The organism is Ruegeria sp. C2, assembly GCF_056537765.1.
In genome coordinates, this window is sequence record NZ_JBQFRZ010000002.1 from 1 (window position 1) to 25,480 (window position 25,480).

The following is a 25,480-nucleotide window of genomic DNA, read 5'->3' on the forward strand; positions in this document are numbered from 1 at the left end:
ATCAAACCTCGGCAGGCTCATAACCTGAAGGTCGTAGGTTCAAATCCTACTCCCGCAACCAATACTTCCAGTCAGATATCAAGTACTTAGCCCGTTCAAATCACAATTGATCCCCCAGATCATTTGCCTAACATCTTCACCTCGGCGGAACCATTACCACTAGTCAAATACATGGTAATGCTTGTCTAAGATTCTGGTTCGGAACGACTGATCATATAGACCAGTCAATCCCCTAAGATTCCAGCTTGAATCCGCAATCTTACCCCTGAACGACCGATTGCCGCTGCACACCCAGCCCTTCAATACCCAGCTCCATCTGGTCGTTGGGTTTGAGATAAACCTGCGGATTCTGACCCATGCCAACACCCGGAGGGGTCCCGGTCGAGATTACGTCTCCCGGTTGCAACGACATGAATTGTGACAAGTGAGAAACCACTGTCGCCACACTAAAGTGCATGGTTCTGGTCGATCCATCCTGATAACGCCGACCATTCACGTCCAAATACATAGACAAATTCTGAGGATCCGGAACCTCATCCCGTGTCACCAGCCAGGGGCCGATTGGGCCGAATGTGTCCGCGGATTTGCCTTTGACCCACTGGCCAGAGCGATGCAGCTGAAAGTCGCGCTCCGACAAATCGTTCACCACACAATAACCGGCCACGTGATCCAGTGCCTCGGCCTCGGATACGTATTTGGTGGGCTTTCCGATCACCACACCCAGTTCGACCTCCCAATCCGTTTTGACCGAACCACGCGGGATTTCTACCGTATCGTTGGGCCCCATAATGGCAGAGGTAGCTTTGAAAAAGATCACTGGTTCTGCGGGCAATTCCATTCCGCTTTCGGCGGCGTGATCTGCATAGTTCAGCCCGATGCAGATGAACTTGCCAACCTGTCCCACGCAGGCACCGATGCGCGGATTACCTTCGACAATCGGCAATGAGGACGGGTCGAGTGCGCGCAAACGTGCGATACCTTCATCGCCTAGGACATCGCCGGCGATATCGTCCACAACGCCCGAAAGATCACGGATAGCGCCATTGTTGTCCAGAACTCCGGCTTTCTCTGCGCCGACCGGCCCATAGCGTAAAAGCTTCATGTCTCGCTCCTCTATTGATCAGGTGGTCCAGCCGCCATCAATGGCAAAGGGCTGGCCCGTGGTATAGGCGCTGGCGTCGCTTGCAAGATACAACGCAAGTTCCGCCACTTCCTCGGCCGTACCGATCCGCCCCATGGGTTGACGTGCGATAAAGTCAGTCATTGCCTTGTTGTAATCACCCGTCGCACGCAGGCGGTCATGCAGGCTGGGACTGTCGACGGTCCCCGGGCAGATCGCGTTGCAACGGATGCCTTGTGTCACGAAATCGGCCGCAACCGATTTAGTGAGACCGATCACTGCCGCCTTGGACGCGCAATAGGCAAATCGGTTCGGAACGCCGGTCAAGGATGATGCAACCGATGACATGTTGATAATGGAACCGCCTCCATTCTCGATCATCGCAGGCAGAGTCAGGCGGATAAGCCGGTACATCGCCTTTACATTCAGATCGAAGCTAAAATCCCAGTCTTTGTCGGAGCATTCCAGAATCGATCCGGCCGCGACGAAACCAGCGCAGTTAAAGAGCACGTCCAAAGGTGGCAGTGCTGCCGTCGCGGCTTGAACTGCATCAGCATCCGTCACATCCAATTTCAGGGTCTCAACCCCGTTAATGAGCGCCAACTCAGCCAGCGCTGCGTCATTGATATCATTGGCAATTACGCGCGCGCCCTCGGCGGCAAAAAGCTCGGCCGAAGCGCGACCGATCCCCTGACCGGCGGCTGTGATCAGGACGGTCTTACCGGGCAGGCGGTTGGAAGGGGAATGGGAAGCCATGGTCTCTCTCACACGTGTTCTGGTAGCAGTTCTGTGGGGATGTCCTGATAGCAGACAGGCCTCAGGAAGCGCCGGATCGAAAGGGTTCCAACCGAGGTTGCGCCAAAATTCGTCGATGCCGGATAGGGGCCGCCATGCACCATGCTATCGCAAACCTCGACGCCGGTTGGGAAGCTGTTGGCCAGAAGACGGCCGGCCTTGCGCTCCAGCAACGGCAGCAAGGCTTGTGCAGCCGGCTTGTCACTTTCATCCAGATGCAGCGTGCAGGTTAACTGACCTTCAATGGCCCGTGCGATTTGTTGCATCTGCGCAATATCGCGCACACGTACGACGATGCCGAGCGGACCAAACACCTCTTCCTGAAGTTTGTGGTCGGCGAGCCAGTCGTCTCCGGAAACCGTGAACAGATAGGGGGCCGCATCACGCGTCACACAGCCTGTTCCCATGACTTGCGTCACACCGGTGCCTGCGGCTACGCGCGCAACACCATCACGATAGGCACTCGCGATCCCATCGGTCAGCATGGTCTGCTCCGCTACTGCAGACAATCCCGCCTCAGCGGCTGCTTGGAACACATCCGCGTCCGACCCGTCGATGATGACGGCTATGCCAGGATTGGTGCAGAACTGGCCCACGCCCATGGTTAGCGAGCCGGACCAGCCTGTACCGATCTCGGCTCCGCGTGCCGATGCGGCCTGCGGCAGGATAAACATCGGGTTGACCGAGCCCAGCTCGCCAAAGAATGGAATGGGTTCGTCGCGTTGTGCGCACAGGTCAAACAAGGCGCGGCCTGCGCGCAGCGAACCGGTAAACCCGACGGCGCGGATCATGGGGTGTTTTGCCAAGGCTGTGCCGACCTCTATCCCGTCGCTTTGGATTAATGAAAACACGCCGGGATGGGTGTGCGTGGATTTAATCGCGGCATCGATGGCCTGTGCCACGATTTCGCCGGTGCCGGGATGCGCTGGATGGCCCTTGACCACCACCGGACAACCTGCAGCCAGCGCCGCAGCAGTGTCCCCGCCCGCGACCGAGAAAGCCAACGGGAAATTCGAGGCCCCAAATACCGCCACTGGCCCCAGCGGGCGCTGGATCATACGCAAATCCGGGCGCGGCAACGGCGCGCGGTCGGGCAGGGCAGGGTCTTGGCGCAGGTCCAGGTAATCACCGTTCTCAATGTGATCGGTGAACAGGCGCAGCTGACCAACGGTGCGGCCACGTTCACCCTGCAAACGCGCCTCGGGCAGGCCGGTTTCCTGGGTTCCGATCTGGGTTATCGCATCGCCACGCGCATCAATCTCATCGGCGATCTTACGCAGCAGCGCTGCGCGCTCGGCGCGGGTGGACCAGCCGAAGCTGGCGAAGGCTTCTTCTGCCGCCTCAACAGCAGCATCCACCTGCGCGGGTGTACCCACGGGAAAGGTATGGCTTGGGCCATGTGCGGGCTCCGAGGCAAAACTCGCGTCCGAGCCAACCCATTCGCCAGCAATCAGGTGTTTTCCGTTCAGCATGTTCATAGCTTTCTTACAGCAGGCCGCGTTGGGCGAGGTTGCGCATCAGGTGTGAAACTCCGAACGTCCATTCCGGACACTCGGTCGACAGGCGCACGGTGTTGGTCAGCGCACCCAGCTTGTCGTTTGAAATCGTGACGATATCACCCAGCTTATGAGTGAACCCGCCCCCCGGAGTATCGCGATCTTGTGTCGGAGCAAAGAGCGTTCCGAGAAACAGCATGAACCCGTCCGGGTATTGGTGATGTCTTCCGATCGTTTGCTGCACCAGATCTGCCGGATCGCGGCTGATCTGGGACATTGAGGAACTACCGTTCAGAACAAACCCGTCCGGGCCGGCCACGGTCAACGTCAGTTCGGCCTGACGCACATCATCAAGCGTGAAACTGTCATCGAACAACCGGATCATCGGCCCAATCGCACATGAGGCATTGTTGTCTTTGGCCTTGCTCAGCAACAGGGCCGAGCGCCCCTCGACATCGCGCAGGTTCACGTCGTTGCCAAGCGTTGCACCCTTGATCTTTCCCTGCGAATTCACGGCCAACACAATTTCGGGTTCGGGATTGTTCCAGGTCGAGATCGGATGCAGCCCGATTTCAGCACCAAAGCCGACCGAAGACAGAGTCTGCGCCTTGGAAAAGACTTCGGCATCCGGACCGATGCCAACTTCAAGATACTGGCTCCACAAGCCTTCCTCGATCAGCGCTTCTTTGACTTTGGCGGCCTCTGCCGAGCCGGGGGTGATATTCGACAGGCTGTCCCCGATCCGCGCGCCGATACGCGACCGGATGGCATCGGCTTGACCCGGATCACCGGCGGCTTGTTCCTCGATCACCCGTTCAACCATCGAACCCGCGAAAGTAACCCCACAGGCCTTGACCGCCTGCAGATCGCACGGGGCGAGCCATTGGTGACTCGCACCCAGAGGGCCCAAAACCTCACCCGATGCGGTGCGCGTATAAGCAGCCGCGTCATCACGTTCGAGAATATCCCGGACGGTTGGCGCCGTTTTCGCGGTGATGTCGATCAATTGCCCGCCGCGCAGTGTCACGACACAAGGGCCGATTCCGGGGCGTTCAACACGCCCAAGCCACAGCCCGTCAGAATACAGATTTGGAAAGGTCATTTCAGTCCCTGAGGTTATAGGCCTGGGCGGCGTTCCCACCCAACACTGCATTGCGTTCGGTATTGCTCAGCGCGCTCAGCAGCGCATCCGTCGTTTCCAGCCAGCGTTGATAGCTGCTGGCCAGTGTGCAGACCGGCCAATCGCTGCCCCAGATCAACCGTGACGGGCCAAACGTGTCCAGCAGTTGATCCACATAGGGGCGCAGGTCGTCAATTGTCCAATCCGGTTCGGCTTCGGTGACCAGGCCCGACAGCTTGCACCAGGCATCCGTGTCGCGGGCAAGTGCGACCATATCCTCGGCCCAGCCAGAAATCACCTTTTCCCGGATCAATGGTTTCGATCCGTGGTCAATCACGACACGCATCTGCGGGTAGCGTGCCAGAAGCTGCCGCAACGGGCCAAGATGTTGAGGCAGGGTCAGGGCATCAAAGGTCAGGTCATGGCGCTGCAGGGCCTCAAACGCCGGGGTCAGAGCGTCCTTCATCATCCAGTCTGGATCAGGGATGTCTTGAATCATTGGCCGCAAACCAACCAGAGCAAGGTGCTTGGACAGGTTTTCGATCTGCGCGGGCGCATCAGCGGCTTCGAAATCGACCCATCCGACGACACCTTTGATGAACGATGTCTGATCGGCCAGGGACAGCATGTATTCCGTCTCCGACACCGTCGGCGCAGCCTGGACCAACACGGTGCCTTCGATACCTGCCGCAGCAAGCAAGGGCTGTAGATCCTCAGGCGTGAAATCCCGGTAAATCGCGCTCAACTCTGGCGTCAGCCAGCCATAGTCGCCTCGGGTCAGTGCCCAGAAATGCTGATGCGCATCGATCCTCATCCGATGACACCTTTTTTGAGGATAATATTGCCGTAGAGCCTGCGTTCTCCGGTCTGCACAATGGCGAAGGCGCTGGCGGCGCGATCGTAGAAAGCAAACCTCTCCAACCCCTGGATTCGGGCGGGGTTGTCCGCTGTCTGGTCGATGATGTTCTGAAAATCTGCTACGGCTGCGGGCACTGCCTCCGGATCATCAACCACCTGCATCGTCAGCGCCGGATCAGGCACGAACGTATCCAGTGGCATGACGGAAAGCACCGCCTGTAGCATCTCGCTGGCCGAGGACCCATCGGCGCGGATGCACTCTGGCCCAATGCTCGTGCCCGGGAAATTTGCGTCTGCAATCACGATCTCGTCGCCATGACCCATGGCCCTGAGGGCATAAAGCAGCTCTGGCGACAGGATCGGGTTGATGTCACGCAGCATTGGCGGCCTCTTTTGGCAATGGCGCGTCGGGGCGGATCAAACCTTCGGTGCGCAGATCGGACCAAAGCGCTGCTGGGATGTCACGATCCAGTAGCGCGACATTGGCCTGCACTTCAGCAGCGCTCACGGCCCCGGGGAGCACGGTTTTGACGCAAGGATGGCCCAAAACGAACTGTAGTGCGGCGGCAATCAGGGGGGTGTCATGCGCGGCGCAGACCGCTTCGATTTTGCGCACCCGGTCCAGAATATCCTCGGGGGCATCGGCGTAATTGTATTTGGCCCCCGGAACGGCACCAGTGGCCAGAATGCCGGAATTGTAGGGCCCGCCCAGAATGATCCCCACATCCCGTTTCTCACAAAGCGGCAGGAAGCTGTCCAATGCCTCTTGTTCCAGCAGCGTATAGCGACCCGCTAGCAGGAAGCCGTCGAAGTCACCAAGTCCCAGCAGTTTCTCGCAGACCTGCCACTCGTTCACTCCGGCACCGATGGCCGCAATCTCACCGGCATGGCGCAGCTCGGCCAGAGCCTTGTAACCGCCGCCATCGAACAGTTCACGCACCTTGACGTCCGACATTTCCTGACTGCCCTGGCTAAAGACGCACACATCATGAACCAACAGGATATCGGCATTGGCGACGCCGATCCGCTCGCGACTGGCCTCATATGACCGCATGACGCCGTCGTAGGTGTAATCAAATACGATGCGTTTCTGCGGTACGTCGACAAAAGCTTCGGGGGTCACCTCATGCGGTTCGCAATCCAGCAAAAGACGACCGATCTTGGTCGACAGCTGAATGTTTTCGCGCCCAAAGCGGGCAATCGCCTCGCCGAACCGATGCTCAGATCGGCCAAGCCCGTATTGCGGCGCGGTGTCGAAAAACCGGATGCCTGCGTCAAAAGCAGCCTGCAATGCCGCCTGCGCGTCTTCTTCGGTAACTTTGCGATACAGGTTCCCTAACGGCGCTCCGCCAAATCCCATCCGCGTCAGGGGAATGGGTCGTGCGGTACGGCTATTAAGCAATTCTGTCTGTGAAACGGTCATCCTGCCTCGCTGTTCGGCTGTTGGGTGGGTTTGAACAGATGTGGTTGCTGTTGTTCCAGCTGTTCGATGCGCGGCATCAACTGACCCAGATGGGAGCGCATCGCATCCTGAGCGCCCTGTTCGTCGCAGGCAGAGATCGCGTCGAAGATTGCCCGATGCTCTGCCAGCGTTTCAGCGATCCGACCCGGTGTCGGTAGCAACAGCATCCGGGCCCGGCTGACCTGCAGCGAGACGGTTTGGGCCACGTCTGCGAGGCGACGAAAACCGGTGAATTCCATCAGCAGAGCGTGGAACTCTTCATCAGCCTGATAGAAGCCGGGAATGTCGTCATCCTCGATCAACAGTTCTTGCAGGCGCATGTTGCGGCTCAGCCGCTTGCGTTGATCATCCGTCAGATCGCGCGCCACCTTCGCAACCGTTGCAAGTTCCAGCGCTTCGCGCAGAAAAACGCCCTCGCGGATTTCTTCCATCGAGAAATAGGACACACGCGTGCCCGATTGTGGCACCACATCCACCAGCCCTTCTGAGGCAAGGCGGGCAATCGCATCTGCGACAGGGGCGCGTGAGACCCCAAGGCGTTCGCACACAGGCACCTTACGCAGATTCGCGCCGGGCGGAAAATCCAGCGCCAGGATCGCCTGTTTCAGGGACTGATGCACACGCTGGGTCAATGACCCTTCGGTTGTCGTGATCTCGGGCAGCAAAGCAGCATCAATATCTTGGAGTTTGGTCATATCTCGTGATTTAGCATTCTAACATGTTAGTTGACAAGAGGTGAAGTTCACCTTAGCAACATGAGTCAAGCAAGCGAGGGAGTGATGCAAGCACAAGGCGGCACAAATATACTTGAAGGCGCTGTACGCGACGTTGTGAAGCTTAACCCACATGACAACGTCGTCATTGCGCTGCGTGATCTGCAGGCAGGTGAGCACCCCGCGTCTGTGCCTGTTCCCCTGATCGCGCCTGTTGCACGGGGCCACAAGATTGCCGTCACACCCATTCAGCCCGGTGAGAATATCATCCGCTATGGTCAGATTATCGGTCAGGCCAAAACCGGGATTGCCCCCGGCGAGCATGTGCATGTGCAAAACCTTGGCATGGGCGCGCATCAGCAGGATTATGCACACGCAAGCGCAAACGCTCCGCTACCAGCTATTGCTGAGGCGCGGACATTCGCGGGCTATCACCGTGCCGACGGCAAAGTGGGAACACGGAATTACATCGGAATTCTGACCACCGTGAATTGTTCGGGTTCCGTGGCACGTTTCATTGCCGAAGCGGCTGAGAAATCGGGGCTTTTGGACGACTTTCCAAATGTCGATGGCGTGGTCCCGATCGTGCATGGCACTGGCTGTGGGATGTCGGGGAAGGACGAGGGTTACGCCACCCTGTTCCGTACTCTGGCCGGGTATGCTCAACATCCGAATTTCGGCGGCATCCTTTTGATCGGATTGGGCTGTGAGGTGATGCAGGTGGCCGATCTGGTTGGTGGCCGCCCAATCCGTCCTGATGGCGCATTGCGCTACATGACCATTCAGAATGAGGGCGGAACACGCCGCACCATCGAGCGTGGGCTCGAAGAGTTGCGGGGCATTGCTGAACTTGCGGATCAGGCCGAGCGCGCCCCGGCACCGGTGAGCGCCATTACCGTGGGTATGCAGTGCGGTGGTTCCGATGGGTATTCGGGGATCACGGCAAACCCCGCGTTGGGATATGCCTCGGATCTGCTGGTGCGTCACGGCGGTACGACGATCCTGTCGGAAACCTCGGAGATCTACGGCGCTGAACATCTTCTGACCCGGCGGGCCGAAACCGTCGAGGTTGGAGAGAAGCTGATCGAACGCATCCATTGGTGGGAAGATTACACAGCCCGCAACGGCGGTGAGATGGACAACAATCCCAGCCCTGGTAACAAACGCGGCGGGCTGACCACCATTCTGGAGAAATCGTTGGGCGCTGTCGCCAAGGGTGGCACCGCACCGCTGCGCGATGTCTACAAGTTTAGTGAGAAGGTCGACAAGCACGGGTTTGTCTTCATGGACAGTCCCGGCTTTGATCCGTGCTCGGTTACCGGGCAGGTGGCCTCGGGCGCGAACCTGGTTGTGTTTACCACTGGGCGCGGCTCGGTCTCGGGCTATCAGCCCACTCCTTGTATCAAGCTATCCACCAACTCGGAAATGTATGCCCGCATGGCAGACGACATGGACCTGAACTGCGGCGACATCGTTACCGACGGCGTCAGTATCGAGGCGAAGGGCGAAGAGCTGTTCGAGATGCTCATCCGTGTTGCCTCGGGCGAGAAAACCAAAAGTGAGGAACTTGGCTTTGGGGGCGTCGAATTCGTGCCCTGGCAAATCGGCGCGGTGATGTAATCGCGCAGCCCTGGGGGAGAGGGGCTTATGGGAGGAGAAATGACAAAACTGGTCGACATGACGGGGATTGATAAACACTTCCCCGGTGTGCACGCGCTGAAAACCGTGCAGTTCGATCTGTTTCCGGGTGAGGTTCACGCGCTGATGGGCGAGAACGGGGCCGGGAAAAGCACTCTGATGAAAATCCTTTCAGGGATTTATCAGCGAGATGGTGGTGATCTGGCGATCGAAGGCAAGTCGGTCAGCCCGTCCACCCCGCGTGAGGCGCAGGATCTGGGTATTGGCATCATCCATCAGGAACTGAGCCTGATGAACGATCTGACGGTTGCGCAGAATATCTTCATCGGGCGCGAACCGCGCAAAAGCTTTGGTCGTCTGGATGAGGCTGCGTTGAACACGCAGACCGCCGAGATCTTTGCCTCAATGAACCTGTCGCTAGACCCCAAAACATTGGTCGGCAGTCTGACCATCGCGAAACAGCAGATGGTCGAGATCGCCAAGGCACTATCTTACCGGTCGAAAGTGCTGATCATGGATGAACCTACGGCGGCGTTGAATGACGCCGAGATCGCCGAGCTGTTCGTGATCATCCGCCGCCTCAAGGCCGAAGGCGTGGGCATCGTTTACATCAGCCACAAAATGGATGAGCTGAAGCAGATCGCCGACCGGGTAACCGTCATGCGCGATGGGGAATATGTGGGCACGGTGGGTGCCGCAGAGACCCCAATCAGCCAGATCATCGCGATGATGGTGGGTCGTGAAGTGAATGAGGAACCTCTGGACGTGCCGGATTTGGGTGATGCCGAGGTTTCGCTGCAAGTCACAGGCCTGAGCCGTAGCAAGGAAATTCAGGATGTCAGCTTTTCGGTTCAGAAAGGCGAGATACTGGGCTTTGCCGGGCTGATGGGCGCGGGTCGAACCGAAGTTGCACGAGCGATTTTCGGTGCCGATCCAAAAGATGCCGGAGAAATCCGGGTGCATGGTCAGGTAGTCTCGATCAAGTCGCCGACCGACGCGGTGAAGGCTGGGATCGGGTATCTGTCCGAAGATCGCAAGCATTTCGGCCTCGCCACCGGAATGAACGTTCGGGACAACATCGCGCTGGCCTCGATGGACCTGTTCACAAATACGGGCGGCGTTCTGAATGACAGTGAAGTCAGCACGACGGCCAAGGGCTATATCGCGCAGCTGGGCATACGGACGCCTTCGGATGTGCAGGAGGTCAGGCTGCTGTCCGGGGGCAATCAGCAAAAGGTGGTCATCGCAAAATGGCTGCTGCGCGATTGCGACATCCTGATCTTCGATGAACCCACTCGCGGCATCGACGTGGGCGCGAAATCCGAGATTTATAAACTACTGGAAGAGCTGGCCGAGCAGGGCAAGACGATCATCGTGATCTCATCCGAATTGCCAGAAATCATGCGCCTCAGCCACCGCATTGCTGTGATGTGCGAGGGCCGACTGACCGGCATTCTACCCGGCGGAAAAGACACCACTCAAGAAGACATCATGCATCTGGCCACGCAGCGCGCGGCGGCGATGCAGGTAACAGGGACAGTCCAATGACCACAGCTACGGATATCGACAAGAAGAAACCCCTCGCGGGTCTGTCGGAAAGCGGTGCCTATCAAAAACTGCTGGCGTTCGCGAGTTTGATCGCCCTTCTGATCGGCTTCTCGATCGCGTCGCCGAATTTCATGCAGACCTCGAACATGATTGCGATCTTGCAGGCGACCTCGGTCAATGGGGTGCTGGCAGTGGCCGCGACGCTGATCATCATTACCGGCGGGATCGACCTGTCGCTGGGCACATTGATGACCTTCTGTGCGGTGATCGCGGGCGTTGTTCTGACCTATCTGGGGATGCCCTTGTTGTTGGGTGTCGCAGCGGCCATCGCGGCGGGGGCGCTTTGCGGTCTGTGCTCGGGCACGTTTGTGGCCAAGATGAAGATCCCGCCCTTCATTGCGACTTTGGGCATGATGCTAATCCTCAAGGGCATGTCGCTGGTGATCTCGGGCACGCGGCCGATCTATTTCAACGACACGCCGGGCTTTGACCAGATTTCGCGCGGGTCGCTGATCGGAGAGGTTTTTCCTGCCTTGCCCATCCCCAATGGAGTGCTGATCCTGTTCCTGGTGGCCATCGCGGCCTCGTACATTCTGGGGCGCACGGTGCTGGGGCGGTACACCTTTGCGCTGGGATCGAACGAAGAGGCGGTGCGCCTGTCGGGGGTGAACACCGACATGTGGAAGATGCGCATCTATGCGCTGGCCGGAGCCATCTGTGGCATTGCCGGTATCCTCATCGCCTCGCGCCTGAATTCTGCGCAACCCGCGCTGGGCCTGGGCTACGAGCTGGAAGCCATCGCTGCTGTTGTCATCGGGGGCACGTCCCTGTCCGGCGGGCGCGGCACCATTCTGGGAACTCTGATCGGGGCCCTGATCATGGCCGTGCTGACAAACGGTCTGCGCGTGCTGTCCGTCGCGCAGGAATGGCAGACCGTTGTCACCGGCGCGATCATTATTCTGGCCGTCTATGCCGACATGGCGCGGCGCAAGAAAACGGGTTGATCACAAGGCATAACGAAAGACCAAAACGACCAACTGGAGGAGAAATCATGTTATCACGTCGTTTCATTCTGGGGGCGCTGAGTGCAGCAACCCTGGCAGGCCCCGCCTCGATGGCGGCTGCAGAAGACATTTACATCCCGCTGGTATCCAAAGGTTTCCAGCACCAGTTCTGGCAGGCGGTGAAGTCCGGGGCTGAACAGGCGGCGGACGAATTCAACGTCACCATCACCTTCGAAGGCCCGGACAACGAAACTATGGTCGACCGCCAGATCGACATGCTGGCTGCTGCCTTGGCCAACAATCCCAAGGCTATCGGATTTGCTGCATTGGACAGCCAGGCCGCGATCCCGCTTCTGAAGCAGGCCAATGAAAAGGGTATTCCGGTTATCGCCTTCGACAGCGGTGTCGACAGTGATATCCCCCTTTCAACCGCGACCACCGACAACCTGGCCGCTGCCGGTCTGGCGGCGGACAAGATGGCCGAGAAAATCGGCGGCAAGGGTAAGGTCGCCGTCGTGGCGCATGACCAGACCAGCCGTACAGGTATTGATCGCCGCGATGGCTTTGTGAACCGGATGGCCGAAAAATACCCGGATATCGAAGTTGTCACGGTTCAGTATGGTCAAGGCGATCACCTGAAATCCACAGAGGTGACCAAGGCGATCCTGACCGCGAACCCGGATCTGAATGGCATTTTCGGCACCAACGAGGGCTCGGCCATCGGCGTGGTGAACGGGGTGCAGGAACTGGGCACTGAAGGGTTGGTCATCATCGGTTATGACAGCGGTAAAGCGCAGAAAGATGCCATCAAGAGCGGCCTGATGGCCGGCGCAATCACTCAGAACCCCGTGGGTATCGGGTATGAAACCGTGAAAGCTGCGGTTGCTGCGCTGAACGGTGAAGAAGTCCCGAACCTGATCGACACGGGCTTCTACTATTATGATGCATCAAACATCGACGATCCCAAGATCGCGGCCGTTCTTTACGACTGACAAACGCCACTCACTTGAGCCTGTCTGGCCCAGCCTGTTTGGTTGGGCCAGATGCCTTTGAACAAGTTTGGCCTTTGGCTACATTGCAGCCCTATCTTTGCGTCGCACGACAGGGCCCGGTTTGAGCATTGAGAGTGCGAAACAAGCCTATTCACGCACTAGCCAGAAGCTTCGGATCCAGGGGCCGGCATCAGAATTCCAGCTCGCCTTGATAACCAAATAGTGCAGGTAGCCCGCCGGTGTGCAGCATGACAACCTTCTGGCCGGGTCTGATTTGTTCCGTTGCTAGCAAGTCCAGCAACCCCGAGAAGGTCTTTGCAGTATAAACAGGGTCGAGGAATATACCTTCGGTTCTGGCCATCTTCTCCAGCGCAGACCGAGTTTTGCCACTGATCTTGCCATAGCCCGGAGACAGGGCGGTGTCGGTGACATGTATCCTTTCGAGTAGCGGTTCCGGCTCTATGGCCAGAAGATCGGCCAGTTTTTGCAGTACGATCTCCATCCGTGCGCTTTGTTGATTGCTGTCCCGTCGGACGCATACGCCAAAGATCGAAGCTGGGCTTCCTGTCAGTGCGACTCCTGTCAACAGGCCGCCATGCGTTGCTCCGCTGCCCGAGGGGACTACGACTGCATCAAAGTCGCGCATCTGTTCATACAATTCCAGACCGGCAGCAACGTAACCCAACGCGCCCAGAGGCGGGTGATGAAGCCCCAGATGTATGACATAGGGTTTGCGTCCCTGTGCAGCCAGTTCCTCTGCACGTGCATGGAGCGCTGCATCCGCACCGGCTTCGTCCTCTCCTTCAGGGTAACTCATATGCTCCGCCCCGAGGATTTTGGCGAGCATCACGTTACCTGACGTGTAATAATCCGGCCCCATTTCCGGAACGCGTTCTTCCAGTTGCAGGACGGATCGCATGCCCAGTCGGGCGGCGGCCGCCGCCGCCGAGCGCACATAGTTGGACTGAACCGCGCCGGTGATCAGAACGGTGTCAGCACCTTGTCGGAGCGCATCGCCGAAATAGAACTCGAGCTGCCGTGTCTTGTTCCCTCCGAACCCAAGCCCTGTCAGGTCGTCGCGTTTGAGCCAGAGTTCAATTCCGAGCTCGGCAGACAGCCTGTCCAATCGTTCCAGTGGCGTTGGTCCGGACATAAAATCAGCCCGCGGAAATCGTGCCAGAAGGTCGTTATGGTTCATGATCCACCCACCGAAACTATGCCATCACATAGGCACGTTGAAAAAGGACATAGCAGGCAATCAGCGAAACCACGCGAATGGCTGCCTTGACGAGGGATTGTGGCAGGTAAGGACCGATGACGCGACCCAATAAGCTGCCAATCAGCGTGATCACGGCAAAGCCCATTACCTGCGTGTCTGCTGAAACGGCTTGCACGTTGGGTAAGCTGTGCAGCAGAAACGCGACGCCATAAGCCACCAGTGCGATAGGTTGGACCAATTTGGCGACGTCCTTTGCCGATCGTCCCTTTGCAATCAAACCAAACACCATCAGAGGGCCAGGCGTCGCGGCCCATACAGTCGCAAGTCCGGACAAGCCCGATACGAAGGTAAAGCCAGTTGTTCCGATTGCCTTGTGAAGAGGTATCAGCGTTGTGACCAATCCGATCAGCAAAAGGCTGGCTGTCAAGGCCAGCACGAAAGCCTCGCTCAACATCGGATAAACCGCCAGGCCAACGACTATTCCGATAAGGCATCCTATGATCGCGGTCAGGAATGTCCGCCGTTCCAGGGTTAGTACGCGCCGATCCGTGGCGACTGCGGAAACGATTGTGTTCAATAGCAACAGAACCGGAATGGCCGTGGACGTACCCAGAAGGATCATCATCGGTGGGCCAGCAACGATGCTGAACCCGATACCGATCCCGACCTGCAGAATAGCGCCCAGACAGATGGCGATCATCAGCAGGTACAACTCTACGGTCAATTCAAACTCCCATGGTCACAGCCACTTCTTACGTCTGCTGATGTATCCAGAGTTTCAGGTCATGGTCCATGCCGTTTTGTTGAAGCGAATGATCGGCCAACGTCATGCAGCGTCATCACGACCAGGGCATAATCCCGGAATAGCGACCGCGAACCGCAACGGAATGCGCCATCTGAGCAAGCGTCGTCAGGTCGAAGACAGGCAGTTGAAGCTCCTCCTGAATTTGCGCCGCATAGGGGGGCAGGTCGGTACATTCCAGCACCAGAGACCGAATATCCGGTGCCTGACGTTTCAGGCGGCGGGCGGCGTCCATAACCTCGGCCTCGATCAGATCGGTGTCCATACGGGTGCGGGTGTTCCGCAGGATTACTTCGGCGAATTCGCTTGTATCCTCCAGGCCCTGCACAGCGACCGGGATACTGGCTGCTCCGACACCTTCGAAATGGCGTGGTGTCAGCGCGGACGCATCTGCAGTCAGCACACCGACCGGAGCACTTGCGCCTGTCATATGATAAGCCAGCGGCACCTGGATCAGACTTGAGGCAAAGACCGGCACGGAAACGGCTTCGGCGAGTTCCTTTTGAAACAGAGCCAGAAAACCGCAGCTGCCTGTGATTGCGCGCACGCCCTCGGCCTCCAACCGTTGGACGCCTTTGATCAGGGGGGCCAGCAACTCAGGCGTTGGGTTGTTCAGCAGGGTGGGGACGGTGATACCGTCTATCATCTCGTAGAGCACTGGAAACGGCAGGCTGGACGGGTTTTTGATATGACCGGGCGGCTTGGGAAAATAGCTTTCAAGGCACAATACACCAATGGATGCACCGCAGATATTCTGACCGCCATTGTAAATCGGCATGGTGTTCGAATCCTTTCGATATCGCAGGTTAGAACCGGGCCGCCGAAAACGGGGCCAGATCGACGTTCGGGCTGCGGCCAGACACGAGATCGGCCACAAGCTCACCGGTTTTCGGGGCCATCATCAGCCCGTAATGAGAATGCCCGAACGCTGCAAAGAGCCCGCCCATGCCGTCAAGTTGCCCAAGCGCAGGCAAGCTGTCGGGAAAGGAGGGGCGTCGGCCCATCCAGAATTGCGCCCGGCTGGTATCAAGGTCTGGAACCATGGATTTGGCCTGCTCGGTCAGGATCTTCTTTTTGCGCGGATCGGCAGGGGCATCTATGCTTGCGAATTCGGCGGTGCCGGCGACCCGCAGACCCCCTTGCATCGAACTGGCGACCACTTTTGCATCCACATCCATGATTGAGTTGTTCAGACTGACTGAGGCGGCCGGAAATTCGACATGATAGCCGCGCTCGGCGACGAGAGGGACGGTCAAGCCTAGTGGTTTCAGCAGATCGACCGACCACACACCGGCTGCCAGTATGACATGCCGGGCGTACAATGTTCCTTGCCCGGTAGCGATCTGCCAGCCGCTGTCTATGTCGCGCGTCAGCCCGGTGACCTCGGTTCGTAAGATTTCGGCGCCCTGCCTGCGGGCCTTGTCGGCCAGAACCGCCCCCATACGCCCGGGCGAGGTCACCCGCGCCTGTCCTTTGATCACAATCGCGGCCTTGAACGCATCCGTCAGCGCAGGTTCGAGCCTTCGCAATTCAACGCCATCAATCCGTTCAAGGTCACCGCCTTTTTCCTGCCGGATCAAATAGTCCAGCCTATCCAGATTGGCCTGTTCGGGACGGCGGAATGCGTGAACGTAGTAGCTGTCAGCGATCAGGTCTTCGTGCCCGGTGCCGCGCAGATGCCTGCGATACAGATCGATGGACGGTCGGCATAAAAGCTCCATCGCGTCCGAGACCTCGCGCACGGTCTTTTCGCCGGAATTGCTCAGAAACCGCATGCCCCATGGGATCATCTTAGGCCAGAAGGCAGGTCGGACTGAGAGCGCACTTTGGGGGTCCATCAACATCTGCGGAAGTTTCTTCCAGATGCCCGGAACCGCTTGTGGGATGATCGACCACGGAGACACGACGCCCGCGTTCCCGAATGATGTTTCCTGTCCGGGCTCGCCTCGGTCGACGAGCCTAACCGGGATACCGCGTTCCTGCAGTGACAGGGCGCAGCAAATTCCGACGATCCCCGCGCCGATGATGGTGACTTGTTCTGTCATCGTATCAGGCCGGCGAAGGGCTTCTGTTACGGCCGATCAACTGGGTGACAATGACCGGCGAGGCGACGGCCAGTGCGATCAGGTCCGCCATCAGTGATGGTGCCACAAAGATCACACCGGCAATGGCCATCAAAATCCGCGACGCAATGTTCAGCGGTTTTAACCAGTAGCCGACGACCGCAGCGGACAGTGCAATGACACCAGCGATGCAACTGGTGGCGGTGTAGGTGAATTCCCACAGATTGAACCCGGTCGAAGACACGAACAGCAAAACCGGAGCATATACAAAAGCCATGGGTGCAATCACTTTGCCCAACCCAAGTGTGAAGGCGGACAAACCGGTTCGGAACGGGTTGGAATTGGCAATCGCCGCTGCCGCATAGGCCGACGTGCAGACCGGAGGCGTAATCTCGGACACTACGCCGTAGTAGAGTACGAACAGGTGGCTGGCGATGGGTGGAACGCCCAGCTGTGCCAGTGCAGGTTGTGCGACCGAAACCAGCATGATGTAGAGAGCCGTGGTCGGGATACCCGCCCCCATCAGGATGCAGACGATGGCGATGAAGACCAACGAGATGAAAAGTTGCAGGTCTTCCATGGCAAACAGCTGAAAGCTGCCGAACGAGATCATGTTATAGAGATCCGATGCCAGATTGCCCGCGCCCTGTGTCACCATGAACCCGATGCGGAAGCCGATGCCGGTTGTGTTGATCACGCCCACCACGATACCCACCGCTGCGGCAGCGGCGCCCACGGCCAGCGAATATTTCACCCCCAGCTCGACCGCGGCCAGCATTTCCGGCACTTCGATCCGCTTCTGCGGATTGAGCGTGGCGATAACCGTCAGGCCGCAGAGAATTGCGGTCATGGTCAGATCGAACCCGCCGTCTGAGAACTTCCACAGTACAAAGGCCAGAAAGGCTGCCGCGTAGATCAGCGTTGGTGGCTGCTTAATGCGCGACATACCGGCGATGACTGCCAATGAAATACCGCAGAAGGCCGACATGAAGGGCGTGTAGCCCGTGAACAGAACCACCAGCAGACCGATCAGCGGTACGATATTGGCCCAGCCTTCAGCCCAGACGGCTTTGAGCTGTGGCAGTTGCTCTTTTGCCAGACCTTGCAGGTTCAGCTTGCGCGCCATCAGGTGCACCACGGCAAAGACGCCGACATAGTGCAGGATCGCGGGGAAGATCGCCGCAATCACGATGGTGGTATAGGGCACCTCAAGGAACTCGGCCATGATGAAGGCTGCAGCCCCCATGATCGGCGGCGTGATCTGCCCGCCTGCCGAAGACGCGGCCTCGACCCCGCCTGCGAAATGGCCGGGGTAGCCCAGACGTTTCATGTTCGGAATGGTCAGCGCGCCGGTCGAAACGGTATTGGCGACGGACGAGCCTGAGATGGTACCGAAGAATGCGGAAGATACCACCGACACCTTCGCGGGACCGCCGGTATAGCGTCCGGCCAAGATGGTGGCGTTGTCGATGAACAACTGCCCCAAACCGGTCCGCTGAGCGATGACGCCGAACAGGACAAAGTGAAAGACGATGGTGGAAACCACCCAAAGCGTGACGCCATAGATGCCTTCCTGCGGGAAATACATCGACGACACGAAGGTTTTGAAGTTCACGCCCGGATGCTGCAGCAAGCCCGGGAAATACGGCCCGAGCAGAGCGTAAGAGATGAACACACAGATGATCAGCGGCAGCACCCAGCCCAGCGTGCGGCGGGCGATGTCCAGCACCAGCAGGATGATGACCACGCCAAGGAACACGTCATAGCCGTTGGGGTTCCCCATACGGAAGGTCTGTTCTTCGATACCCAGAAATGGAATGCCGCGCCAGGCGAAGCCGACATACAGTGCTGCGACGATGCCGAACCCCATGAAGACCAGATCGTAGAAGGGGACATTGCCGATGCGGAAGCGACTGACCTTGAGGGCATACAGGCTTTTGGCACCGATAATCGGGATGGTCGCGTAGACCAGAATGAACAGCAGGGCCAGATAGATACCCATATGCCAGTGGTCGGCGGGCAGGCCGAAACCAGCTGTAAAGAATTCGTAGAATGCAAAGATCAGGGCAACGACGCGCAGCACCTTGCCCGCAGTGGGAGTGACCTGCCGGACGGCAGCACCTTCGTCGAACTGCTCTTCGATGGCCGCCAGTTCCTCGGCTGTCAGTTCGTGGTCATCAAGTTTCTGGGTGTCGGACATGATGGCCCCCCGATTTCGCATGAGTCCAGAGTGCGGTGCCCCGCGCAGGGGCACCGACGATAGATGTCAGTGAGATGCGATTACTGAAGAAGCCCAGCTTCTTTATAGAACTTCTCCGCCCCCGGATGCAGAGGCACACCCAGCGCTTCGACACCGTCCAGCGCCGTATCAGCTGTGATCTGCTTACCCTTGGCATGGCCATTATCCAACAGCTTGCGGGTGTTGTCGTTCCACAGGGCCTTGGTCAGCTGATAGACCAGATCTTCGGACAGATCCGAGGAGACAACCAGCATGGCGCTCACCGCCGGGGTCTTGGTTTCGGCATCGATACCTTCATAGACGCCGCCCGGGATGGCCGAGGGGATATAGGCTGGAATGATCTCGTTGATCTTCGCCAGATCCTCGTCGCTGAACGAGTGCAGGTTCATGCCCTTGGTCGAGGACAGCTGCACCATCGCGGCGACCGGCCAGCCTGCAGCATAGAAATAGGCGTCCAGCTGACCATCGGCCAGACGCTCGGCGCTTTGGCTGTTGTTGAGTTCGGCTTCATCCATGTTGTCGCGATTGACGCCCCAGGCTTCCAGCATCTGCAGTACGGCAACCTGCGTACCTGAACCGGCCTGCGCGATGCCGACGCGTTTGCCCTCCAGATCACCCAGATCGCCAATCGTCGCGCCCGCGGGCAGCACCAGATGCAGATCTTCGGGGAACAGGTTGGCCACGATGCGCAGCTTGGGATGGGGTTTGCCGTCGAATTTGCCCTCGCCCAGATACATCGAGCGGGTGACGTCGGCTGCGGCTAGACCGGCCTCAAGCTCGCCGTTTTGTACGGCAGCGTTGTTGAAGACCGAGGCCGTGGTGGATTGCGCGATGGCAATCAGGCCGGGCACACCGCACTGGCCGCCCTCTTCGCAGGGGCGCGAGCCCGGAGGGGCCGAGATACCATTGGCGATGGTGCCGCCGATGGGGAAATAAGTTCCACCGGCACCACCTGTGCCGATGCGGAAAAAGGTCGGGTCCTGCGCCAGCGCCGGTGCGGCCAGTGCGCCAGCCAGAGCCAGGCCAGTCAGGCATTTCACTAGTTTCATCATCGTCTCCGTAGTTGGTTCGTTGGATTCGGTTCGCCCGAATTCTGATCCTGAAAGCGTAGAGACAATTCGCATAAATACAAATTTGTTATATTTCACTATACTAAAGTTTATCTTATATATTGAATATGAACCTGACCCAACTCGCCGTGTTCCGCGAGGTGATGGAAACCGGCTCCATCTCGCAAACGGCTAAGAAACTGAACCGCACCCAACCAGCCATCAGCTTGGCGCTGAAAAACCTGGAGAAGTCATTGGGGCTGACCTTGTTCGAACGGCACGGGCGCCGATTGGTGCCGGTACCCGAAGCGCATTACCTCTTGGCGGAAACAACCGGTATCCTTGACCGCCTCGCAACGATTTCGAACACGATGGAAGGACTGATCAAGGGCCATTCGGGTAGCCTCAACATTGCTACCATGCCCGGACCGTCGGCTTTTCTCTTCCCACGGTTCATCAGCCAGTCGGTCGCGGAAAACCCCGAGATACGCATCACGCTGTCCACTCGTAGCTCGCCCCAGATCATGGAACTTGCAGGAACACAGAATATCGATTTCGGGTTCGCAGATTTCGAACACTCGGCCGGGAAGGAACCCCAATATAAGGCCGAATTAATCCGGGCGGATTGCTTCTTTGCCGTAGACCGAGAGAATCCGTTGGCGACGCGCGAATACATCACCATCGAGGATTTGGATGGGGTTCCGATGGGCGGGCTATATGCCACCCATCCCTTTCAACAAAAGATCCGGCAGGAATTCCAGGATATCTCCGTAGACTACAATCCGACAGTGACTTGCCAGTATTTCATTCCGCTTGTTCCTTTTGTCAGTTCTGGCCAGTGCTGCAGCATCGTCGATCCATTGACTGTCGCGACAGAGCGGGAACTGAATCTGTCCAACAAAAAAGTTGTGTTCGTTCCTTTTGAGAAACCACTCAGATACGAATACGCGATCCTGAAACCGGAACATCGCCCCCCGTCTCAATTGGCTCTGAAGATAATGGCGGGCTGGAGAGCTGAAGTTCTGAAAATGTTGAAGGAAGTGGATGCGCACCCCCAAGCGGAGTTGTTTTCTCAGGAGAACTGAAACAACACTTTTATTGTGTTCCGGTGCCGTCGACTTGGTGCCCCGGCGTGAAGGGCGGGTTTTCTCAGCCTGGAGGCAAATGCGTGTCCAGGAAACCGGTTAGGGCCTCCCAGTATTCCGCCCCGTCACCACTCACGAGCGCCGACGCACCATGACGTCCGCGGCCCTTTGGTTCAAACCCTGTGACAGGGCCAGTTATTTTTGCTTCGAAAGGTCTCCACTGACCAGTCTCATTGCTGGCCGAGGTCAGAAAGACCGGCGCCTTCAGCTTTTCGAGCCGTTTTGAAACGTAATTATTGCTGCCGAAATATTCGCCGGGGGAAAACGCCATAACGGCGTCGGCAAAATTATCGTTATCCGCGGCCAAGACGAGGACTAGGCCGGCGGAATAAGAAGAGCCGAGCACGCCGACTTTTTGTGCACCAGCGTTGTTTCGCGCCCATGTAGCTGCGGCCTGCATGTCGGGGATGGCGCTGTCATAGGCAACATTGCCCCCCGCCTTGGCGGCGGTTTCGTTTTCCACCCCGTTGAATTTGCCGCCTGAGCGCTGGTCGACTGCAAGCGTCGCGTAGCCAAGCCCGTTCAACCGCTTGGCGATATCAGAGTATTCGCCGCGGCTTGCTCCAGCCATGTGATAAAGCACGAGAATGGTACCATAGGCTTTTTCGGGCTTTTGGAAATCTGCGGTTACGATAATCCCGTCGGAGGCCTTGAACCGCACCGTTTCGGCCGACGCGACGTTGGCGGCGAGAAGAATGGCTGCAAGCGTGAGAAGCGATTTGATCATGAAAGTCTCCCGAAGGCTCAGGAGAGACTTAGCATTTCCGCTATGTGGATTGCGGTAACGTTTTGAAGAGTAGGGCTCACCGAGTGAAGGGACGCTGACCTGACACGCTTGAGGTCAACGGAATTAATAGATGCCGTGTCTGGATAGCGAGAGATACGCATGCAGCTTCATTTTGTGTCACACCTGTGTGTCACACCGCTCTGATGCTTGCTATCTAGTTGTATGGTTAGGTTTTGGTGGAGCCTAGGGGAGTCGAACCCCTGACCTCTTGCATGCCATGCAAGCGCTCTCCCAACTGAGCTAAGGCCCCATACAGGTACCGCCTCGGCGGTGGACGGACGTTTATGAGACGTCGCAAGTGAGTTCAAGCCCTAATAACAGAATAGGCGAAAAAGTTTCGCTGGGTATTTAGGACTGGGACGAGGCGGCATAGGCCGCCCCGAGGTCTGTCAGCTTTCGTCGTCCGACGACATATCCTTGATGTCGTCCAGCGAAACGTTATCGCCGTCGTCCTCATCATCCAGCAGATCATCGTCCAGTTCGACATCCACATCGGCGTCATCGTCCAGAACGATATCGTCATCCGATGTCGCTTCGCGCGCCTTGACCGATGCTGCATCTTCCGCATCCGCAGCGATCATCCGGCTTTTGCCGGTATCCAGTTCCACGATCTCGCCTGTATAGGGGCTGACGATCGGGTCCTTGTTCAGGTCATAAAAGCGTTTGCCAGTGGTCGGGCAAACACGCTTTACGCCCCATTCTTCCTTGGGCATATCAAATCCCCTTGATATCAGGTGAATCTCATCAATGATTCAGGTCACCTGCCACAAGCGGCAGGGACTGTCAAAGCCTTTGCGCGAAGGAGATCGGCCCATGGGGCGACACGCATTGCCGGGAACGCCCCCTGTACCGCTGACATTGCGCAAATCGGCGCGTGCGCGGCGGATCAGTTTGCGGATTTCCCAACTGGATGGGCGGGTTACGTTGACCTATCCGACCGGGGTCGCCGAAGATGAGGCGTTGAGCTTTGCGCAGCAAAAAGAGGGCTGGATCCGAGGGCACCTGCAGGATCGGCCGGAGCCTGCCATTGTGCAATTCGGGCAATCGCTCCCCATTGAGGGGGTTGTACGACGAATCGTTCCCGCCTCGGGCCGCCGGGTGCAGCTGCGAGAGACGGAAATCGCCGTTCCCAAGGGCGCCGAGGCCCGGCGTCTTGCCCGTTTCCTGAAAGAGCTTGCCCGGGATCGGCTGACCGGGGCGTGTGACGACTATTCCGCGATGCTGGAGCGGCCATATAGCAGCCTCACGCTGCGCGATACACGCTCGCGCTGGGGGTCGTGCACATCGGCGGGGGGCCTCATGTTCTCGTGGCGTTTGATCCTTACGCCACCCGAAGTGCTGCATTATGTGGCCGCGCATGAGGTGGCGCATCTGGCCGAGATGAACCACTCGCCTGCCTTCTGGGCGCAGGTCGAGCGGATCTATGGCCCTTACAAAGCGCCACGCCGGTGGTTGCGCGACCATGGCACGCATCTGCATCGATACCGATTCGAGGCCAGCAGTTGACCTGAGAAGGATTTGTGATCACATAAACCCATGCTGACCACACGTACTGCCGACTCTCACACTGCTACTCATGATCGTGTTTATCGCGCCCTGCGCTCGCGCATTATGCATGGCGAAATCGCTCCCGGGCAGGCGTTGACCTTGCGCGGTATCGGCAAGGAGTTTGGCGTCTCAATGACCCCCGCGCGCGAGGCTGTGCGACGGTTGGCGGCGGAAGGTGCTCTGTTCCTGTCCACCTCCGGCCGGGTGTCGACACCGGAATTGACCAATGACCGGATCGAAGAACTGGCTGCGCTGCGCGCATTGCTTGAGGTGGAGCTTGCCAGTCGCGCCTTGCCGCGCGCCCATATGGCATTGATTGACCGGTTGCAAAGCATCAACATGAATGTGGCCGAAATGGTCACTAAGCGGGATGCAGTGGGCTATATCCGCTCGAATCTCGAGTTCCATCGTACCCTGTATCTGCGCGCGCAGGCCCCGGCGATGCTGGCGATTGCCGAGACCGTCTGGCTGCAACTGGGACCAACAATGCGCGCCCTCTATGGGCGGCTCAGACGCACCGAGCCTCCCCATTACCACCGCCTGATTATTGCGGCACTCAAGGCCGGGGATGAACCCGGGCTTCGGCTGGCGGTGCGTTCGGATGTGACGCAGGGGCTACGCCTGCTGGTGACCTGAGCGGCTTGTTGCCCATCGCCCTGACTTGCTGATTTGAGGCATAGCTCTGCTGGTCTGGGTGGCCGGGCTGCGTTATCCTGATTGCAAATCACAACAAGAGCAGATTTCAATCATGATCAATCGTCGAATATTCTCCGCCGGGCTTGGGGCAAGCCTTCTGTCCGCCTGTTCAGGAGGCAGCGCACCAAGCTCTGCCCCCGCGAGCCGCATGCGTGCCGTGCCTAACGCAGGTTGGGATGCCTGGGTTGCCGGCTTCAAGGGCCGAGCCGCCTCTCAGGGTATTTCGCAGACCACGCTCAATCGCGCCTTTCAGGGCGCGGGTTATCTGCCCGACGTTATCGAGCGCGACCGCAATCAGGTCGAATTCAAACGCTCGCTCGAGGATTATCTGGCCATCGCCGCCTCGGACGAACGGATCAGCACCGGCAAGCAGATGTTGGTGCGCCACGCGGGAACCCTGTCACAGATCGAAGCCAAGTATGGTGTCGACAAAGAGGTGGTTGTCGCCGTCTGGGGGCTGGAGAGCCGATATGGTGCGCGGCGTGGCGACGTACCAGTGATCTCGGCGACCTCAACTCTGGCCTATGACGGACGGCGCGGGGCATTCTTTGAAAAGCAGCTGGTGGCCGCGTTGAGGATCATTCAGGAGGGCGATACATCGCCCGCCAATATGACCGGCAGCTGGGCGGGTGCCATGGGACATACGCAATTCATCCCGACCTCTTATCTAGCCTATGCAGTGGATTTCACAGGCGATGGTCGGCGCGATATCTGGTCTGAGGATCCCACGGATTCTCTGGCTTCGACAGCCGCTTATCTGGCGCGGGCGGGTTGGGTACGCGGGCAGCCCTGGGGGGGCGAAGCTGGCACGGTGTCCGGCACACCTGTTGCGGTGTTGCAACCGCAGACGCCCGGACCGCGCATTGCTGTGTTCCGCAACTTTCAGGTCATCAAGCGCTATAACAACTCGGACAGCTACGCGATTGGTGTGGGCCACCTGTCGGACCGGATTGCGGGGGGTGCACCGTTTCAGGCCTCGTTCGGGCCGGATGAAAACGGGTTGACGTTAGAGGATCGGAAGGAGCTACAGCGCCGTCTGACTGCCGCCGGGTATGATACGCAGGGCGCGGATGGGGTGATCGGTAAGAACTCCGAAGCCGCGATCAGTGGCTATCAGCGTGCGAAGGGCTTGCCTGTCACCGGCAAGCCATCGGTCGATCTGCTGCGTCGCTTGGGAGGCTGACGG

24 protein-coding genes and 1 tRNA gene are annotated in these 25,480 nt (G+C 58.4%); 8 read left to right on the forward strand and 17 right to left on the reverse strand.

Annotated features, from left to right (window positions below):
• Positions 1-259: 259 nt before the first annotated feature.
• The 8 genes from ACR0IV_RS09700 to ACR0IV_RS09735 are packed head-to-tail and all read right to left on the reverse strand — an operon-like array spanning position 260 to position 7,546.
• Complete coding sequence (locus tag ACR0IV_RS09700) at positions 260-1,102, reverse strand: fumarylacetoacetate hydrolase family protein (RefSeq protein ID WP_480660003.1); 843 nt, start codon at positions 1,100-1,102, stop codon at positions 260-262.
• A gap of 18 nt (positions 1,103-1,120) precedes the next feature.
• Positions 1,121-1,876: an SDR family oxidoreductase gene (locus ACR0IV_RS09705; protein ID WP_480660004.1), complete on the reverse strand. Its 756-nt coding sequence runs from the start codon at positions 1,874-1,876 to the stop codon at positions 1,121-1,123.
• An 8-nt stretch (positions 1,877-1,884) separates the two neighbouring features.
• Positions 1,885-3,387: an aldehyde dehydrogenase (NADP(+)) gene (locus tag ACR0IV_RS09710; protein ID WP_480660005.1), complete on the reverse strand. Its 1,503-nt coding sequence runs from the start codon at positions 3,385-3,387 to the stop codon at positions 1,885-1,887.
• A gap of 13 nt (positions 3,388-3,400) precedes the next feature.
• Positions 3,401-4,513 carry a fumarylacetoacetate hydrolase family protein gene (locus ACR0IV_RS09715; RefSeq protein WP_480660006.1) on the reverse strand — a complete coding sequence of 371 codons (1,113 nt, stop codon included), beginning with the start codon at positions 4,511-4,513 and terminating at the stop codon, positions 3,401-3,403.
• Position 4,514: 1 nt separating this feature from the next.
• A complete protein-coding gene (locus ACR0IV_RS09720; RefSeq protein WP_480660007.1) occupies positions 4,515-5,345 on the reverse strand; it encodes an amidohydrolase family protein in 831 nt (276 codons plus the stop codon).
• Positions 5,342-5,770: an RbsD/FucU family protein gene (locus tag ACR0IV_RS09725; RefSeq protein WP_480471214.1), complete on the reverse strand. Its 429-nt coding sequence runs from the start codon at positions 5,768-5,770 to the stop codon at positions 5,342-5,344. The genes ACR0IV_RS09720 and ACR0IV_RS09725 overlap by 4 nt, the downstream gene beginning before the upstream one ends.
• Complete coding sequence (locus tag ACR0IV_RS09730; RefSeq protein WP_480660008.1) at positions 5,760-6,812, reverse strand: aldo/keto reductase; 1,053 nt, start codon at positions 6,810-6,812, stop codon at positions 5,760-5,762. The genes ACR0IV_RS09725 and ACR0IV_RS09730 overlap by 11 nt, the downstream gene beginning before the upstream one ends.
• Positions 6,809-7,546, reverse strand: coding sequence for a GntR family transcriptional regulator (locus tag ACR0IV_RS09735; protein ID WP_480660009.1), 738 nt, complete (start codon positions 7,544-7,546; stop codon positions 6,809-6,811). Before ACR0IV_RS09735 ends, ACR0IV_RS09730 begins: the two co-directional genes overlap by 4 nt.
• 84 nt (positions 7,547-7,630) lie before the next feature.
• Between ACR0IV_RS09735 and ACR0IV_RS09740 the strand changes: the two genes are divergently transcribed.
• The 4 genes from ACR0IV_RS09740 to ACR0IV_RS09755 are packed head-to-tail and all read left to right on the forward strand — an operon-like array spanning position 7,631 to position 12,746.
• Positions 7,631-9,184: a UxaA family hydrolase gene (locus ACR0IV_RS09740; RefSeq protein WP_480660099.1), complete on the forward strand. Its 1,554-nt coding sequence runs from the start codon at positions 7,631-7,633 to the stop codon at positions 9,182-9,184.
• Between the two features lie 39 nt (positions 9,185-9,223).
• Positions 9,224-10,750: a sugar ABC transporter ATP-binding protein gene (locus ACR0IV_RS09745; RefSeq protein WP_480660010.1), complete on the forward strand. Its 1,527-nt coding sequence runs from the start codon at positions 9,224-9,226 to the stop codon at positions 10,748-10,750.
• Complete coding sequence (locus ACR0IV_RS09750; RefSeq protein WP_170713290.1) at positions 10,747-11,754, forward strand: ABC transporter permease; 1,008 nt, start codon at positions 10,747-10,749, stop codon at positions 11,752-11,754. The genes ACR0IV_RS09745 and ACR0IV_RS09750 overlap by 4 nt, the downstream gene beginning before the upstream one ends.
• 47 nt (positions 11,755-11,801) lie before the next feature.
• Positions 11,802-12,746, forward strand: a complete 945-nt coding sequence (locus tag ACR0IV_RS09755; protein WP_480471209.1) for a substrate-binding domain-containing protein — start codon at positions 11,802-11,804, stop codon at positions 12,744-12,746.
• 190 nt (positions 12,747-12,936) lie between these two features.
• Here the strand turns inward: ACR0IV_RS09755 and ACR0IV_RS09760 are convergent, their stop codons facing one another.
• From ACR0IV_RS09760 to ACR0IV_RS09785, 6 genes are all read right to left on the reverse strand, one after another.
• Complete coding sequence (locus ACR0IV_RS09760) at positions 12,937-13,944, reverse strand: D-cysteine desulfhydrase family protein (protein WP_480660011.1); 1,008 nt, start codon at positions 13,942-13,944, stop codon at positions 12,937-12,939.
• A 16-nt stretch (positions 13,945-13,960) separates the two neighbouring features.
• Complete coding sequence (locus ACR0IV_RS09765; protein WP_480660012.1) at positions 13,961-14,689, reverse strand: TSUP family transporter; 729 nt, start codon at positions 14,687-14,689, stop codon at positions 13,961-13,963.
• A 115-nt stretch (positions 14,690-14,804) separates the two neighbouring features.
• On the reverse strand, positions 14,805-15,545 hold the full coding sequence (locus tag ACR0IV_RS09770) for an aspartate/glutamate racemase family protein (protein ID WP_480471206.1): 741 nt from the start codon (positions 15,543-15,545) through the stop codon (positions 14,805-14,807).
• Between the two features lie 28 nt (positions 15,546-15,573).
• A complete protein-coding gene (locus ACR0IV_RS09775; protein WP_480660013.1) occupies positions 15,574-16,812 on the reverse strand; it encodes an NAD(P)/FAD-dependent oxidoreductase in 1,239 nt (412 codons plus the stop codon).
• A 4-nt stretch (positions 16,813-16,816) separates the two neighbouring features.
• Positions 16,817-19,030 carry a TRAP transporter permease gene (locus ACR0IV_RS09780; RefSeq protein WP_480660014.1) on the reverse strand — a complete coding sequence of 738 codons (2,214 nt, stop codon included), beginning with the start codon at positions 19,028-19,030 and terminating at the stop codon, positions 16,817-16,819.
• A gap of 80 nt (positions 19,031-19,110) precedes the next feature.
• On the reverse strand, positions 19,111-20,118 hold the full coding sequence (locus ACR0IV_RS09785) for a TAXI family TRAP transporter solute-binding subunit (RefSeq protein ID WP_480471203.1): 1,008 nt from the start codon (positions 20,116-20,118) through the stop codon (positions 19,111-19,113).
• A 128-nt stretch (positions 20,119-20,246) separates the two neighbouring features.
• On the opposite strand from ACR0IV_RS09785, the gene ACR0IV_RS09790 reads away from it, so the two are divergent.
• Entirely contained in the window at positions 20,247-21,203 is a 957-nt protein-coding gene (locus tag ACR0IV_RS09790) for a LysR family transcriptional regulator (protein WP_480471202.1), read from the forward strand.
• A 64-nt stretch (positions 21,204-21,267) separates the two neighbouring features.
• Here ACR0IV_RS09790 and ACR0IV_RS09795 read toward each other — a convergent pair whose 3' ends face one another.
• From ACR0IV_RS09795 to ACR0IV_RS09805, 3 genes are all read right to left on the reverse strand, one after another.
• Entirely contained in the window at positions 21,268-21,990 is a 723-nt protein-coding gene (locus tag ACR0IV_RS09795) for an alpha/beta hydrolase (RefSeq protein ID WP_480471201.1), read from the reverse strand.
• 234 nt (positions 21,991-22,224) lie between these two features.
• Positions 22,225-22,300: transfer RNA gene (locus ACR0IV_RS09800), tRNA-Ala, on the reverse strand.
• A gap of 139 nt (positions 22,301-22,439) precedes the next feature.
• Positions 22,440-22,763: a TIGR02300 family protein gene (locus ACR0IV_RS09805; RefSeq protein ID WP_480471200.1), complete on the reverse strand. Its 324-nt coding sequence runs from the start codon at positions 22,761-22,763 to the stop codon at positions 22,440-22,442.
• A 100-nt stretch (positions 22,764-22,863) separates the two neighbouring features.
• Between ACR0IV_RS09805 and ACR0IV_RS09810 the strand changes: the two genes are divergently transcribed.
• The 3 genes from ACR0IV_RS09810 to ACR0IV_RS09820 all read left to right on the forward strand — a co-directional run bounded on the left by ACR0IV_RS09810 (position 22,864) and on the right by ACR0IV_RS09820 (position 25,477).
• Positions 22,864-23,556 carry a M48 family metallopeptidase gene (locus ACR0IV_RS09810; RefSeq protein ID WP_480471199.1) on the forward strand — a complete coding sequence of 231 codons (693 nt, stop codon included), beginning with the start codon at positions 22,864-22,866 and terminating at the stop codon, positions 23,554-23,556.
• A 30-nt stretch (positions 23,557-23,586) separates the two neighbouring features.
• Positions 23,587-24,234, forward strand: coding sequence for a GntR family transcriptional regulator (locus tag ACR0IV_RS09815; protein WP_480471198.1), 648 nt, complete (start codon positions 23,587-23,589; stop codon positions 24,232-24,234).
• Between the two features lie 112 nt (positions 24,235-24,346).
• On the forward strand, positions 24,347-25,477 hold the full coding sequence (locus ACR0IV_RS09820; protein ID WP_480660015.1) for a lytic murein transglycosylase: 1,131 nt from the start codon (positions 24,347-24,349) through the stop codon (positions 25,475-25,477).
• Positions 25,478-25,480: the final 3 nt, after the last annotated feature.

Coding starts and splice junctions, on each gene's coding strand:
- ACR0IV_RS09700 (WP_480660003.1), bottom strand. CDS start 1,102: ATGAAGCTTTTACGCTATGGGCCGGTCGGCGCAGAGAAAGCCGGAGTT.
- ACR0IV_RS09705 (WP_480660004.1), bottom strand. CDS start 1,876: ATGGCTTCCCATTCCCCTTCCAACCGCCTGCCCGGTAAGACCGTCCTG.
- ACR0IV_RS09710 (WP_480660005.1), bottom strand. CDS start 3,387: ATGCTGAACGGAAAACACCTGATTGCTGGCGAATGGGTTGGCTCGGAC.
- ACR0IV_RS09715 (WP_480660006.1), bottom strand. CDS start 4,513: ATGACCTTTCCAAATCTGTATTCTGACGGGCTGTGGCTTGGGCGTGTT.
- ACR0IV_RS09720 (WP_480660007.1), bottom strand. CDS start 5,345: ATGAGGATCGATGCGCATCAGCATTTCTGGGCACTGACCCGAGGCGAC.
- ACR0IV_RS09725 (WP_480471214.1), bottom strand. CDS start 5,770: ATGCTGCGTGACATCAACCCGATCCTGTCGCCAGAGCTGCTTTATGCC.
- ACR0IV_RS09730 (WP_480660008.1), bottom strand. CDS start 6,812: ATGACCGTTTCACAGACAGAATTGCTTAATAGCCGTACCGCACGACCC.
- ACR0IV_RS09735 (WP_480660009.1), bottom strand. CDS start 7,546: ATGACCAAACTCCAAGATATTGATGCTGCTTTGCTGCCCGAGATCACG.
- ACR0IV_RS09740 (WP_480660099.1), top strand. CDS start 7,631: ATGCAAGCACAAGGCGGCACAAATATACTTGAAGGCGCTGTACGCGAC.
- ACR0IV_RS09745 (WP_480660010.1), top strand. CDS start 9,224: ATGACAAAACTGGTCGACATGACGGGGATTGATAAACACTTCCCCGGT.
- ACR0IV_RS09750 (WP_170713290.1), top strand. CDS start 10,747: ATGACCACAGCTACGGATATCGACAAGAAGAAACCCCTCGCGGGTCTG.
- ACR0IV_RS09755 (WP_480471209.1), top strand. CDS start 11,802: ATGTTATCACGTCGTTTCATTCTGGGGGCGCTGAGTGCAGCAACCCTG.
- ACR0IV_RS09760 (WP_480660011.1), bottom strand. CDS start 13,944: ATGAACCATAACGACCTTCTGGCACGATTTCCGCGGGCTGATTTTATG.
- ACR0IV_RS09770 (WP_480471206.1), bottom strand. CDS start 15,545: ATGCCGATTTACAATGGCGGTCAGAATATCTGCGGTGCATCCATTGGT.
- ACR0IV_RS09775 (WP_480660013.1), bottom strand. CDS start 16,812: ATGACAGAACAAGTCACCATCATCGGCGCGGGGATCGTCGGAATTTGC.
- ACR0IV_RS09780 (WP_480660014.1), bottom strand. CDS start 19,030: ATGTCCGACACCCAGAAACTTGATGACCACGAACTGACAGCCGAGGAA.
- ACR0IV_RS09785 (WP_480471203.1), bottom strand. CDS start 20,118: ATGAAACTAGTGAAATGCCTGACTGGCCTGGCTCTGGCTGGCGCACTG.
- ACR0IV_RS09790 (WP_480471202.1), top strand. CDS start 20,247: ATGAACCTGACCCAACTCGCCGTGTTCCGCGAGGTGATGGAAACCGGC.
- ACR0IV_RS09795 (WP_480471201.1), bottom strand. CDS start 21,990: ATGATCAAATCGCTTCTCACGCTTGCAGCCATTCTTCTCGCCGCCAAC.
- ACR0IV_RS09805 (WP_480471200.1), bottom strand. CDS start 22,763: ATGCCCAAGGAAGAATGGGGCGTAAAGCGTGTTTGCCCGACCACTGGC.
- ACR0IV_RS09810 (WP_480471199.1), top strand. CDS start 22,864: ATGGGGCGACACGCATTGCCGGGAACGCCCCCTGTACCGCTGACATTG.
- ACR0IV_RS09815 (WP_480471198.1), top strand. CDS start 23,587: ATGCTGACCACACGTACTGCCGACTCTCACACTGCTACTCATGATCGT.
- ACR0IV_RS09820 (WP_480660015.1), top strand. CDS start 24,347: ATGATCAATCGTCGAATATTCTCCGCCGGGCTTGGGGCAAGCCTTCTG.